This window comes from Paenisporosarcina macmurdoensis, from assembly GCF_042658845.1.
GTDB classification, from domain to species: Bacteria; Bacillota; Bacilli; order Bacillales_A; family Planococcaceae; genus Paenisporosarcina; species Paenisporosarcina macmurdoensis.
The window spans coordinates 47,603-61,169 of sequence record NZ_JBHSRI010000007.1 but is presented as its reverse complement, the minus strand read 5'-3'; the positions used below and the strand labels follow the sequence as shown (position 1 = coordinate 61,169).

Genomic DNA, 13,567 nt, shown 5'->3' with positions numbered 1-13,567 from the left:
CCTCCTGGGAAAGGTGCCCATACTTTATATACAATACTTACTTACCCTATTATATCATCATTTAATCTTGCATCGAAATGAACGATTTTTCCCACAATTACTTGTTAGTCAAATCCGTTAATCATTAAATAGTTGTTGTAAGTCATCTTCCGTTATAAAAACTTCTCTGGCTTTACTTCCTCTTGACTCTGAAACATAGCCATGTTGTTCCATTAAATCGACTAACCTTGCTGCTCGATTATAGCCCATATGGAATTTACGTTGTAATAATGAGGTCGAAGCTGAGCCTTGTTCTAAAATAAAACGACAAGCTTCTTCAAACATCTCATCTTGATCTTCAGCAACCTCTAAACGACGAACTAGTTCTTCTTGTTCAAATAAATAAGAAGGTTCGCCTTGACTACGTGCATGTTCGATAATTTTATCCATCTCTTCATCAGTAACGTAGGTTCCTTGTAAACGAATGGGCGCTGACATGCCGTTACCTTGATACAACATATCTCCGCGGCCAAGTAATCGTTCTGCGCCTTGAACGTCAAGAATGGTACGAGAATCGATTTGTGATGATACAGAAAATGCGATACGTGTTGGTATATTGGCTTTGATTAGGCCCGTTATGACATCTACTGAAGGTCGCTGTGTGGCAACAACTAAATGTATTCCACATGCACGTGCTTTTTGAGCAATTCTACAAATAGATTCTTCTACTTCTGTTGGTGCCATCATCATTAAGTCAGCCAACTCATCGATGACAATTAACAAGTATGGCAACTTCTGAGCAAATTGTCTCTTCTCTTCTGCCATTGCATTGTATCGAGTAATATCACGCACACCCGTGTGAGCAAAAAGCTGATACCTACGTTCCATCTCCTCAACTGCCCATTTAAGTGCAGCAGTAGCCGCTTTAACGTCAGTGATTACTGGGCTAACAAGGTGAGGAATATGATTAAATGGAGCTAATTCGACCATTTTAGGGTCAATCAATAATAAGTTTAATTCTTTCGGTGTTGCTTTATACAATAAACTGATGAGAATTGAATTAATACATACAGATTTACCAGACCCAGTTGCTCCTGCAATTAAGCCATGTGGCATTTTGCGTAAATCAATGGTTACTGGTTTTCCAGTTAAATCCAAGCCAAGTGCTGCTTCAAGAGGAGAATCAGAGTCTTTAAAGTTAGCGCTTCCTACAACCTCTGATAATCGAACTGGTCTTGACGTTTGATTCGGGATCTCAATGCCTATCGAACTCTTACCTGGAATCGGTGCTTGAATTCGAATGTCTTTTGCTGCAAGTGCCAATTTTAAATCGTCTGCTAAATTACGGATTTTACTAACTTTCGTACCTTGTCCAACGGTCATTTCAAATTGGGTCACAGCAGGGCCTTGAACCATTTGTATAATATCGGCTTTCACTTGGAAATAAGAGAGAGCTTCAATTAAACGATCTGCTTGCATTTGCATCCACTCGTAATCTTGAGTCTTTTGCTCAGGTGGCACTAAATAATCATCTTTAGGAAAGATATAGCCAGCTGCATTTTCTTGCTCTTCTGTTACAGTATCCATTTTCACGGGCTCCACAACAGTCGACTGCTCTTTTTCTGTAACTACTGTTGGTTGAACGACTGGTTTCACAGGAAGTTCTTGTTTGAACGACGGGGCTGTAATCGTTTGAACTTTCTTTTGTTGATATTTTTCTTTATCTGAATTTAACATCAGGACATTAAACGGAAGTGATTTCTTACCCTTTTCAGTTGTTGGTTTTTCAACTTCAACAAAAGAAACAGGCTCAACCTCTTCAACGATATGGTTCTTCTCAATTGGCACTTCAACTCTTACAGGTGTCTCTTGAATCGCCTTTGTTTCTACTATGGTATGTTGCTCTATTATTACTGGTTCACTCGGAGCAATAATGACTGGTTCAGTCGCCTTAAAAGGTACACGTTCAATTGGTTTTAAGGTCGTAACTGCAGTTTCAGCCACGGTTTCTTCAGCATTCTTTTTGGCTAATAATTCATCAATCGGCTTTACCTTTGGTCGATTAAAACCATGAATTGGTGAAGGAACTTCAGTTGGTTTGAAGACTTTATTTTGGATAGGTATTTTTGTTATTCTTGGTTTCACTTCTTGGTAACTATCTCGTTTAAATGGCTTTGATAATTGTTCAACGCTTGTCCCAGTTGAATATTCACTACTCGGTTTAGCATTTGTCCTAGTTGAGTATTCACTACTCGGTTTAGTACTCGTCCTAGTTGAATATTCACTACTTGGTTTAACACTCGTCCTAGTTGAGTATTCACTACTCAGTTTAGCAGCTTGATGTACAACTGTATTTTGACGCTGTTCTTGCCATTGTTTATGCATATACAATGGTCGATATTCTTCTTCTGGGGGATTATTTAAATAATCTTCTTCTCCGAGACGATCTTTTTCATCATCGCTAATCAATGGAAATCGAAAAGGTGTTTTAGATTGCTTATATGTAGGTGATTCATTTTCATCAATGTACTCTTCAATTTCTTGCTCTTCATCAGTAAAAACTTTTTTAAATGCTTTGGTAAACCAATTCAATTGCAAACCCTCTTTTCGTGTCAATGTTTCTATTTTAACAGGTTTGCTAGTCTATTTGATACTATAAAAAAACTCTGCGTATTCAAATTAATGAATACGCAGAGTTTTACCTAGATTAAAGTTGAAAAGCTGAACCTATTTCATTATGCTCTTCTACTACTAATATCCCTTTTTCCTCTGGTGCGTTTGGTATAGCTAGCTCTTTAGCCGAACAAATCATTCCACTTGATGCAACCCCACGAAGTTCCGCAGGTCGAATCACTAAACCAGATGGCATAACTGCTCCAACCTTAGCTACTACTACTTTTTGACCCGCTTCTACGTTAGGAGCTCCACAAACTATTTGAAGCGTTTCTTCGCCAACTTCAACTTGGCAAACGTTTAGCTTATCAGCATTTGGATGCTTTTCTTTTGAACTAACATAACCAATAACAAATTTAGGTGTAAAGTCTACTTCTAATTTCACTGCAAAATCGTTTTGAGACAGTAAATCTTGTAATGATGACACGATTTCTTTAGTCACTTCAATAGAACCTGATTCTTTTAATTCCAAATGTTTACTAGCATTGAAGACATTAAATGCTCCGACTTCACCCGTTTTAGCATCTTTGATAAGTGTAATATCAGCTTTAGACTCAGTTTGAATTTCTTCAAATTTAGTTGTTGTAAGTTGGACTAAAAGTACGTCCCCTACACCTTTTTCATTGTAAAAAATATTCATTTTTCTTTGTTCTCCTTTTGTACACGATTTTTGGCCATAATAAATATAGGTTCAAGTTCTCCATCTTCATAAATAAACGATAATGATGTAATTGGGACTTTACCCACCGTAAAGAAGTGCATCGTTAATTGCGCAAGAACATCATATCCCGCTTCATTCCGAATGTCTCCAATAATTAACACATCTTGATGAGGAACAGATAATGTCATATCCCCTTCAATCTTCACTCGCATCTCTTTTAAAAATTGTTCATTTAAGATACGACTTGCATCATAACCGTCGTTTGCATTAAGAAAATAGAAGATATTGCCCGCTACATGATCCTCTTTTAATTCGGTTGAAAGTTTTTTCACTTGGAATCTAGCTGCTTCTTTTACTTCTAAGTCTGTAATATTCAATTGTTCTAACATGTCTACATCCAATAATCGATACGTATTACCTAAGTCTAAGGCATAGAATATACGTGTTTCAGCTGTATGGTCCGTTACTATAAAATCATGACCCTCATTTGATTTAATTGGAAACGAAGTAGAACGGATAACAGGGAAAATATGTGACGTCGATTTCTCTAAACCTAAGGATTCTTGTTCCATCGCCTCAAACGTTTGGCTAATTGTATACACTACTGCATGAATGGCTTTATCTTTAGTCACTTCATATTTCGCTAAAATTTCAGGAAGTGAGATCTCCATTCCTTTATTTAGTTCGGTATGATGTAGTCTCACACGATCTGTTTTTTGATCATGTTGCCAAGTAAAAAAGGGATTCGGTAATTCTAGTTTTAATCGTTCCACCAATTGTTTTGGTTTCAACATGTCACGTCCTTTACAAAAGAAAACGGTTCTCACCAATTAGGCGGAACCGCTCTATTTTTATTTTAAAATCATTATTATAAAAGTTCTGATAAGAAAGTTTCGATTTCCTCTTTAGTTTTACGGTCTTTGCTGACAAATCGTCCAGCTTCAATACCGTTTTTGTAAACAAGAAAACTTGGTATACCATAAATTTCATGTTCTGCACATACGTCAATAAATTGATCGCGATTAACAGATACGAAAGTGAAAGCTTCGAATTTCTGTTCAATTTCAGGCATAAATGGATTAATAAAATGACAATCCGGGCACCAGGCAGCCGTAAACAAAAACACTACGTCTTCTGTTACTTTTAAAGCTTGAAATTCTTCAACAGATTGTATGTCTCTCAAACAAATTTCCCCTTTAACTCTCTATTTTTACAGATCGAACAATCTTCATCATTTGTTCTATATTCGTTAGAATATTAGCTTCATCAGAAATCGTCGTTAGTTTTACGCCACCAATACTAGCTATGATTTCAAATTGCTCCTCACCTGATGGTAAAACAGCAATGAATCCAAAGCGACCATTTTGCTCAAAAGTTTCTAATGAATAGTTGTCCTCTTTTTTCTCAGCCTGTAATAAATCATAAAACAAGTGACTATTTTGTTGTTCATTTGGATTAATAAATAAAACATACGCATCACTGTTCTTCGTCAACACGATGTTTGTGTCATCGGAATCTTCTTGTATAGAAAAACCGCCTGGAACAAATAAGTTTACATCTTCTACTTGCTCATTTGGTTTAGTTGATTCGTCTTGGAAAATTTCCTTTGCAGCTTTAATTCCTTCTCCTGTTTGGTCTTCCGCAGAAGGTGAACAAGCAGCTAACGTAACTACTAATAAGGGTGCGATTACAATTCGCATCCAGTTTCGTCGCATGTTTTTTCCTCCATTCAATAAATGCTCTATATTCTATTTTAATATGGTTCCCACATCGTTGCAACTTAAGTCATTTAACAGTTTGGATGGTCTTTAAAGTATTGACCTAGTAAAAGTTTAACAATGTGTTCAAACATGTCTGCTCGCTTGACGATATTACTTGTAAAAACTCCGACTGCCCCTTCATTATGTCTAATACCTGTTTGATTTGTATAGCGTTCCATTACGGGTCCAAGTTCTTCACCACTTCGAACTGCAAGGGCCACTTCTCGTGGTAAAGGAAGTTGAGCACCGCCAGCTAAATATTGCTCACCTGCTTCTGTTTGAAGAACCCCCCAGTTGCAAATGAAAAGCTGGCCATTTAATTCTTTAACTCCACCCTCGAGTCCGAATGCCATATGAACTTGTTCCTCTTTGCAAGCTTGCTTAGCCCTATTTAGTGCACCTTGCAAAGTTTCTTCATCACCAAAAGGTTGTTCAGATACATTAGATTGTACATCAAGGGAGATGAAGACAGGATCTTTCAAAAGTTGTAAACATATACTTTGCACTGCTTTATTTTTCGCTTGATTTTTTGTTCCGATGGCTATTTTCATATTTACAACCCCTTATGCTTTGATGCGGAACAGACCCTTAAATTCGGAATGCTCTTTCTTTCTCCAGAGCAATCTTGTACTCCTCCACGCGAATGAATGCAAACCTGCAATAAGTGGTCGAAACCAATCTCCACTATCGCTTCTCACAAAAAAAGCGCCTTTTCAGGCACCTTTTTTAAACGTTTTGACGAATGGTTTCAAGAGTTGTTTTATCAGCAGAACGCACTAATTTAATAATTAATTCTTTCGCTGCCGCATAGTCATCTGTATGGATGATTGAGCCAGCTGTGTGAATGTATCGAGAACAAATTCCGACAACCGCACTTGGTACGCCTTCATTTGACATGTGAACTCGACCAGCGTCCGTTCCACCTTGTGAAATGAAATATTGATACGGAATATTATGAGTTTCAGCTGTATCTAAAACAAATTCACGCATACCACGATGTGTAATCATGGAACGATCGAAAATGCGTAGTAATGTGCCTTTTCCAAGCTGACCAAACTCTGTCTTGGAACCAGACATATCATTTGCAGGGCTCGCATCCAAAGCGAAGAACAAATCAGGCTTTATTAATGTTGCCGCTGTTTGTGCGCCTCTTAAGCCTACTTCTTCCATTACATTGGCACCTGAATACAAAGTGTTCGGCAATTTTTCATCTTTTAGTTCTTTTAGTAACTCGATGGCAAGGCCACATCCATAACGATTATCCCATGCTTTTGCTAAGATTTTTTTGTTATTTGCCATGGGTGTAAAAGGGCAGATTGGCACAATTTGTTGGCCAGGTTGAATGCCGATTTTAATAGCATCTTCTAAATCATCTGCACCGATATCGATTAACATATTTTTAATGTCCATTGGTTTATTGCGTACTTCATCGCTCAGTAAATGTGGTGGGATCGAACCTATAACTCCAATAACCGGACCATTGTTCGTAATGATTTCCACACGTTGGGCAAGTAATACTTGGCTCCACCATCCACCTAAAGGTTGGAATCGGATCATTCCGTTTTCAGTGATTTGTGTCACCATAAAACCTACTTCATCCATATGACCAGCTACCATGATGCGAGGACCCTGTTCGTCCCCTTTTTTTAATCCAAAAATCCCACCTAAATGGTCTTGAACGATTTCATCAGAGTATTTTTCTAGTTCACTTCTCATAAACTTACGCATAGCATGTTCATTACCAGGAGCTCCAGGCAGTTCAGTTAGTGTTTTAAATAATTGTAGTGTTTCTGAGTTCAAAGTCTAATCCCCCTATGTACTTACATTATCTAATATTGTAGTTGATTTTTCAGAACATTTCCACCTTTTGTTTCGTGAACCGAATTATTAATGTGCAAGCTAAACTCTGTTTATGGGTACAAATTATGATAAACTGAAAAAAACTGATGCATTAGGAGGTATGTTCATGAAGAAGAGAGATTTACTCATTGGTTTTTCTACGGGTGTTGCGGCAGGATTTTTAATTCGCGAAGTCGCTCATAGAATCGAACCAACAAAACCAGCTGAACTTGTTTTACATGGCATTAAACAATCGTTTAAAGAAGAAGGACCGATTGATGGGTCTTGGATATATATGAAAACAGAACCTTTTAATCGTCAAGCGGTTTCTACAGATGTTTACCGTGGTGGTATTTCTCGAGTACGTGAAGGTGAGTTTGAACAATTCGAATTTTTTGCAGATTCACGAACAGGTACAGTTGTTGATTTAATAAAACTATAAAGTGAAAGCGATCCCAGATAAAGGGATCGCTTTTTTGTTGCTAACTTTAGGTTATTAGATAAAGTCTTCTCACTAGCTCGACAACTTAAACCATTGCAAAGTCATTCATTGCTCGTACGTTTAAGTTGCTCTACGATTTCTTTCCCTGTTTCATTCCATTTTATTAAACGGAAATAAGCGTCATGGTAGAAAATAAATGAATAACCGTTCGCTAATGCTTCAGCCATTATTTTTTCTTTAGCAAAAACAGAAGTCATTGGGTAGTCGTCGTAAGCTAATACCCAAAGTGGGTTTTGATGTGCATGAGTCGGCATTATATCAGCCATATGAATGATTGTATCACCATTCTGTTCTAGCTTAATAATACTGTGACCATCACTATGTCCTCCTGTGTGAATCATTCGAATACCTGGCGTCACTTCAAGTTCATTTTCAAATATTTCCACTTGTGATTGAATCGCTTCCCAATTTTCTTTCCAATATGTATTTCGTGAACGAATATTTGGTTGACGCAATTCATTCCATTCGGTAGAAGAGAGATGAATTTTAGCATTTGGGAACGTCGAAACATATTGTTCATTCTCCAACTTCGTCAAACCACTCGCATGATCCGCGTGCATATGTGTCATAAGAACGTAGTCTATATCTTCTGCAAGTAACCCTAAAGAAGCTAAAGAATCCTCGAGTTGAGATTGTGCACTTACTCCGTTATTTCTCAGCTGTCTTTGGTCCATTTTATTTCCCACACCTGAATCGATTAAAAGAGTTTTTCCTTGAAATTGAATTAACATCGGGTCAGTACTTAAGTCGATTTGATTTAATTCATTCACTGGGTATCTTTTTGACCACAATCCTTTTGGTACAACACCAAACATTGAACCACCATCTAATTTAGTGAAACCACCGTTTAACCAAGTTATAGTCATTTCGTGAAATTTATATTGATCCATAATGAACCCTCCCCCTTTATCGTATTTTTAGTGTAACAAAAAACGCCACGACAATCTCTTGATTGAGTGGCGCATTGCTATTTTATTGACTTGCACTGAAAAATTACTGTGTCTGCATTGAATTACATTTCCGTAATATTAGCAGATTATTTGGTTAAGAATTGTGACTCTAAACGATAAATAGGATGTCCTTTTGAAGAAAATTTCTCTTCATATTCCGTCATGATGTTATCTTCAGGCATATTCACATGCAAATCAAGTGAGACATATTTCAACAACATACCATATTGAGACATGCTTACTAAAGAAAATTCGAAAAGTTCGCGGTTATCTGTCTTAAAATGAACTTCGCCATTATCAATTAAAAATGCTTCATATAGTTTTAAGAAGTTTTCATGTGATAACCGTCTTTTTGCGTGTCGATCTTTAGGCCATGGATCCGAAAAATTTAGATAAACTCGACTTACATCATTCTTTTGGAAGAATCTCGCTGAATGTTCACCGTTTATTTTAATGAGTTTTAAGTTGGGCAAAGTACCAGCTTCAATCGCATTTTCTAGAGCTGAAACGATGACACTATCATACAACTCGATTCCAATATAGTTGATCTTAGGATTAGCTTTTGCCATTCCTGTTATAAATTGACCTCGACCCGTTCCCACTTCAATGTGAAGAGGATTGTCATTATTAAATACTGCATTCCAATTTCCTTTAAAATCTTCTGGATTTGGAATGACGATATGTGGGTGTGCATTAATAAAATCTTCTGCCCATGGTTTATTACGTAATCTCATTCTTTTATTCCTACTTTCATACATGCTTTCGACTTTATATTATCAAGGAATTACTAGATATCGTCAAGGTGCTATTATACTTGCAATCTTCCACTTCTTCGATTGAACTGTGAATTCATCCGCTATATGTGGAGATGTTTGATTTGCATACTCCCCATCAGTGTGACGATAGACGGATTCATTCGTAGTTAATTTAAACGTAGTAGATGACATTTGATGCACTTCTTTAAATGAAGTATGTTTGCCAAAGAACACCGATGCGAAAAGCAACAATAGTTTAATTCGTGATAAATGATGAACCAATGTAATTTCAATTTCCCCATCGGCCGGATTAGACTGTGGAGAAATTTTCATTCCGCCTCCAAAATAAGGCTGATTGCTTATGGTCGCGAACCATACTTTTTCGAAAGTTTGACTATGTGTAGGACATTCTACCGTTAACGTAAAATGCTTAAACGTTACCAGCGTTTTCATTACAAAATATGTATAAGCTAATTTGCCTAAACTGAATTTGTTCAACATCTTTTTGACTTTAGATTTGTTTACTTGATATGCGACATAGGCATCAAAACCAATCCCGGCATTATTCACAAAGGTAAAGTGTTGATGTTGAGTCACGACATAGCCTATATCCATTTCATTGGAGTTCCCGAGAGAATGGACATATTTATTTACTTCTTCTGGATGTTGAAAAGATGGAAACCCTCGACCAAAGTCGTTGGCTGAACCAGCACCAATAACACCCACGATGCAATTTGGACAATCGAGGACACCTTCAATTACTTCATGAGCTGTACCGTCCCCTCCAAACGCAATTAGCAACTGAGACTCTCCATCTTGCACGCATTCACTTGCAAGAGCTGTCGCATGTTTTGGGCTTGATGTCATGTGCAGGTCGTATGTGAAATCTAATTTTCCCTTGAATTTCTCCCAACGCTTTAGTGATTTTCCGTTTCCAGCTGTGGGATTTACAATGATTGTCGTTTTCATGTAGTTAGGTCCTTCAAATAAATAGTATGAATTGCTTTATATGATGGCACTTCCCCAGGGTTAATTGAGTAAATAGAAAAATCCCTCATCGTGAATGATGTTCTCTCGATATGCATTTCTTTTGAAAAAACAGCTTGGTGTCCACTCCATTTTTTTGCAAGTGTAATATGTGGAACAAACGGTTTTAGATCTACTTGCAATAAAAGTTTTTGGCATTTTTCTAAAATGGAGCTTTGTAATTTGTGCAAATTTGCTTGATCTTCAATTGACGCGTAAATCACTCTAGGTGTTAATGGGTTCCCAAATGTTGACACCCCCGTTAAGGTGATATCCATTTCGGGAACAGCAACGGAAAGTTCATCTAGCTGACTTTTCAATTCACTTAATACCTCAGCTTCAACTGCCCCTAAATACAGAAGCGTAATATGTAAATCCACAGCAGCTGGCAGTCTTTTATGTGATTGTTCTAATTGCCATTCTTTTCGCACATCCACCAGATGGCATGCCAAATCTCCTGGTAATTTCACACCAATAAAATAATGTTGCACCCCTTACACCCCTTACTTATATCGTTCAGTTTACAACAAGTAATGGTAAAAAAATACCCCTCTACCAGGGTAGAGAGGCTCGGAATTATACATGTACTGCTTGAAGAATTTTTGCTTCTAATGCTGTTTGTAATTTTTTTGTCCAGTCACCAGGTAAACCTTCGGCAACTTTTTTCCCATCAATCATAACGATTGGCATAATTTCTGCTGTTGTGGAAGACATGAAGAATTCATCATTTGCAAATATGGTTTTCAGTGACATGGGCTCTTCCACTACTGGTAAGCCAATTTCTTTGCAACAATCTAAAATAACACTTCGCGTAATGCCATTTAATATTAAATTTGTAACCGGATGCGTGTAGAGCACACCGTCTTTAATCCCATACATATTTGAAGAAGAACCTTCTGTAATTGAATCTCCTCTATGTAACAGAGCTTCGAAGCAACCTGCTTCATGCGCTTCTTGTTTTGCCATTACATTACCAAGCAAGTTCAAACTCTTAATATCACAGCGCAACCAACGGATATCCTCAACAGTTTTAGCTGATACACCATTTGCCATCTGCGAAACAGGACGTTCTACTTCTTTTGTGTATGCCGTTAGAACAGGCTCTACCATATTTGTGGGGAACTGATGTTGACGTGGAGAAGCTCCGCGAGTAATTTGCACATACACTTGACCAGAAACTACTTCATTCGCTTCAATAAGATCGTACAACATTTTATGAAAAACATCTTTTGTAAAAGGTACGATTAACTTAATTTGATCTGCACTGTTGTAAAATCGATTAATATGTTCTGTGGCAGTAAACATGCTGCCATCGTAAATACGAATGACTTCATAAATACCGTCTCCAAATTGATACCCACGGTCTTCTTTTGACAAATGAATATCTTCATCTTTTACTAGTCGATCATTCCACAAAACCCATGTCATTGATAATCCCTCTTTCTATGATTGATTTGAAGCAAGTTCGCAAATCGCATCTGCGTATATCGCCACTGCTTTGATTAAATTTGGAATATCAACAAATTCATCTACTTGATGGGCCACATCTTTTTCCCCTGGAAACAACATTCCGAATGCTACTCCTTTATTAAGCACACGTGCATATGTTCCGCCACCAATTGACAGCAGAGTTGCCTTTTCGCCTGTTTGACGCTCATACACACGAGACAAACTTTGGATTAGCTCATCAGATTCTTCAATGTAATGTGGTTTTGAATTTGATACCACATCGACAGCAATAGCCTTTTCTTTTAATAGCGCCTGACACTTTGTTAAGTTACGATCAAAATCATATGATACCGAGTACCGTAAGCTTACATCTACTGTTCCACCAAGTGATGGATCAAATGCAAGAATACCTGCGTTCAACGTAGTATCACCGGACATTTCATCCTGATAATTTAGAGCAAATGCGTGTCCTCTTGAGTCGTTTAGGAAAGAAGTAGAAATAAAATCAACAAATGTTTTTGAACCTGATGTTGTTACAATATCTTTTAAGAATTCAGCTAAATAAACTCCTGCATTCACACCATCATTTGGTTCCATCGCATGAGCGGACTTTCCTTCTACTGTTAGTACAATGCGATTTTCTTCGATTTCCAATGAGCCTTGCAAATCGTGCTGTTTCTTAAATAGATCAAATTCCTTTTCAATTGTCTCATGTTTCACACGAATAACAGCTGTTGCTAAATCAGGAACCATATTGGTACGGGTGCCTGCTTGGAATGAGTGAAGTTGTTCATCTGTATCCAGTTTAGAGGTCGTAAATTGTAAGGTTGCAATGCCTTTTTCTGCATTAATAATCGGGAAATCAGCATCTGGAGCAAAACCGATATGAGGCATTTCTTCTTTTTCAAAATAGCGATCCACACAACGAAAACCGCTCTCTTCATCTGTCCCAATAATTAATCGCACTCGTTTGTTTAAAGGAATTCCCGCTTCTTTTACTAGTTTCATGGCCATCCAAGCTGCCATTGTTGGTCCTTTATCGTCTATAGCACCTCTGCCATATAAGCGATCATTATTAATTTGTCCTTCAAAAGGTGGGAATGTCCATCCTTTTCCAGCAGGCACCACATCAACATGACCTAAAATACCAAGAAGTTCTTCTCCTTCTCCCATTTCAATATGGCCGGCCATTTGATCTACATTTTTAACCGTCATTCCAGCTTCCTGCCCTTTTTGAAGCATCCACTCTAACGCTTTAAGTGGCTCGGGTCCAAACGGCTGCGCACTTGACGATTGTTCCTCATCCAGTACGCTTGGAATTTGAATAAGTTGTTGCAATTCTGTTATCAGTTCATTTTGCTTTTTTTTCGCTTGTTCCATCCAATTAATCACGCTTAAATTCCTCCTGCCACTTTCTTAAAGCTATTCTACACCTTTCACCCAAAAATCATAGGGGTCAAATGCATTTTTTCAGTAAACGAACAATATATATAATTATCCTTTCTTCGTTCGTTTTTATCCCGGCTAATTGTAAAGTCTCTGTAAAATTAAGATATTATGCTAGAAAAATAGCCCAACTTATTTTATAATTGAATTGTCAGACAACAGTAGTCTGATGAACAATTAGAAAAGGGGCTGTCTACGGCACTCTATTCACACATAAGAGTCAGTATTGACTCATTGTCGTCCGCTAGTCTTTGCCAAGAGATTATAAGATGAAGGAGTGGTTCCACACATGAAACCAACTACTGATCGGATGCTTAATCGTATTAAAGATGTCTATATGTACATCCGAGATCACGGGATAGTCACGACACAAGATTTAGTCGATGAATTTGGCATCACTCCTCGCACCGTTCAAAGAGATTTGAACGTGTTAGCCTTTAATGATTTGGTCAGCAGTCCAAGTCGAGGCAGTTGGACAACGACGAGCAAGCGCGTAAGAATGACATCTTAGAAATTTTTTCATAAGA

Annotated in this window: 15 protein-coding genes; 2 read left to right on the top strand and 13 right to left on the bottom strand. The window is 37.6% G+C overall.

Going from position 1 to position 13,567, the window contains the following annotated elements:
• Positions 1-117: 117 nt before the first annotated feature.
• The 7 genes from ACFPYN_RS06870 to ACFPYN_RS06840 all read right to left on the bottom strand — a co-directional run bounded on the left by ACFPYN_RS06870 (position 118) and on the right by ACFPYN_RS06840 (position 6,873).
• Positions 118-2,571: a DNA translocase FtsK gene (locus ACFPYN_RS06870; protein ID WP_377733240.1), complete on the bottom strand. Its 2,454-nt coding sequence runs from the start codon at positions 2,569-2,571 to the stop codon at positions 118-120.
• Between the two features lie 115 nt (positions 2,572-2,686).
• Positions 2,687-3,292, bottom strand: a complete 606-nt coding sequence (gene ytpR, locus ACFPYN_RS06865; protein ID WP_377733239.1) for a YtpR family tRNA-binding protein — start codon at positions 3,290-3,292, stop codon at positions 2,687-2,689.
• A complete protein-coding gene (locus tag ACFPYN_RS06860; protein WP_377733238.1) occupies positions 3,289-4,104 on the bottom strand; it encodes a DUF1444 family protein in 816 nt (271 codons plus the stop codon). Before ACFPYN_RS06860 ends, ytpR begins: the two co-directional genes overlap by 4 nt.
• Positions 4,105-4,181: 77 nt before the next feature.
• The gene (locus tag ACFPYN_RS06855) at positions 4,182-4,496 is read right to left on the bottom strand and encodes a thioredoxin family protein (RefSeq protein ID WP_377733237.1); all 315 of its coding nucleotides are present in this window, start codon (positions 4,494-4,496) and stop codon (positions 4,182-4,184) included.
• Positions 4,497-4,509: 13 nt separating this feature from the next.
• Positions 4,510-5,028: a hypothetical protein gene (locus ACFPYN_RS06850; protein WP_377733236.1), complete on the bottom strand. Its 519-nt coding sequence runs from the start codon at positions 5,026-5,028 to the stop codon at positions 4,510-4,512.
• A gap of 74 nt (positions 5,029-5,102) precedes the next feature.
• Entirely contained in the window at positions 5,103-5,624 is a 522-nt protein-coding gene (locus ACFPYN_RS06845; protein WP_377733235.1) for a DUF84 family protein, read from the bottom strand.
• Between the two features lie 175 nt (positions 5,625-5,799).
• Entirely contained in the window at positions 5,800-6,873 is a 1,074-nt protein-coding gene (locus tag ACFPYN_RS06840; RefSeq protein WP_377733234.1) for a M42 family metallopeptidase, read from the bottom strand.
• Between the two features lie 166 nt (positions 6,874-7,039).
• On the opposite strand from ACFPYN_RS06840, the gene ACFPYN_RS06835 reads away from it, so the two are divergent.
• Positions 7,040-7,354, top strand: a complete 315-nt coding sequence (locus tag ACFPYN_RS06835; RefSeq protein WP_377733233.1) for a hypothetical protein — start codon at positions 7,040-7,042, stop codon at positions 7,352-7,354.
• A gap of 101 nt (positions 7,355-7,455) precedes the next feature.
• On the opposite strand, the gene ACFPYN_RS06830 is transcribed toward ACFPYN_RS06835, so the two are convergent.
• The 6 genes from ACFPYN_RS06830 to pepV all read right to left on the bottom strand — a co-directional run bounded on the left by ACFPYN_RS06830 (position 7,456) and on the right by pepV (position 12,983).
• The gene (locus ACFPYN_RS06830) at positions 7,456-8,304 is read right to left on the bottom strand and encodes a YtnP family quorum-quenching lactonase (RefSeq protein WP_377733232.1); all 849 of its coding nucleotides are present in this window, start codon (positions 8,302-8,304) and stop codon (positions 7,456-7,458) included.
• Between the two features lie 146 nt (positions 8,305-8,450).
• Positions 8,451-9,098 (bottom strand): tRNA (guanosine(46)-N7)-methyltransferase TrmB, encoded by a 648-nt coding sequence (trmB, locus tag ACFPYN_RS06825; RefSeq protein WP_377733231.1) that lies wholly within the window; start codon positions 9,096-9,098, stop codon positions 8,451-8,453.
• Positions 9,099-9,161: 63 nt separating this feature from the next.
• Positions 9,162-10,088 (bottom strand): diacylglycerol/lipid kinase family protein, encoded by a 927-nt coding sequence (locus ACFPYN_RS06820; protein WP_377733230.1) that lies wholly within the window; start codon positions 10,086-10,088, stop codon positions 9,162-9,164.
• Complete coding sequence (gene thpR / locus ACFPYN_RS06815) at positions 10,085-10,636, bottom strand: RNA 2',3'-cyclic phosphodiesterase (RefSeq protein ID WP_377733229.1); 552 nt, start codon at positions 10,634-10,636, stop codon at positions 10,085-10,087. The genes ACFPYN_RS06820 and thpR overlap by 4 nt, the downstream gene beginning before the upstream one ends.
• 85 nt (positions 10,637-10,721) lie before the next feature.
• Complete coding sequence (gene dat, locus ACFPYN_RS06810) at positions 10,722-11,573, bottom strand: D-amino-acid transaminase (protein ID WP_377733228.1); 852 nt, start codon at positions 11,571-11,573, stop codon at positions 10,722-10,724.
• A gap of 15 nt (positions 11,574-11,588) precedes the next feature.
• Positions 11,589-12,983, bottom strand: a complete 1,395-nt coding sequence (gene pepV / locus ACFPYN_RS06805) for a dipeptidase PepV (protein ID WP_377733364.1) — start codon at positions 12,981-12,983, stop codon at positions 11,589-11,591.
• A 346-nt stretch (positions 12,984-13,329) separates the two neighbouring features.
• Between pepV and ACFPYN_RS06800 the strand changes: the two genes are divergently transcribed.
• Entirely contained in the window at positions 13,330-13,551 is a 222-nt protein-coding gene (locus ACFPYN_RS06800; protein ID WP_108587446.1) for a DeoR family transcriptional regulator, read from the top strand.
• The last annotated feature ends 16 nt before the right edge of the window (positions 13,552-13,567 follow it).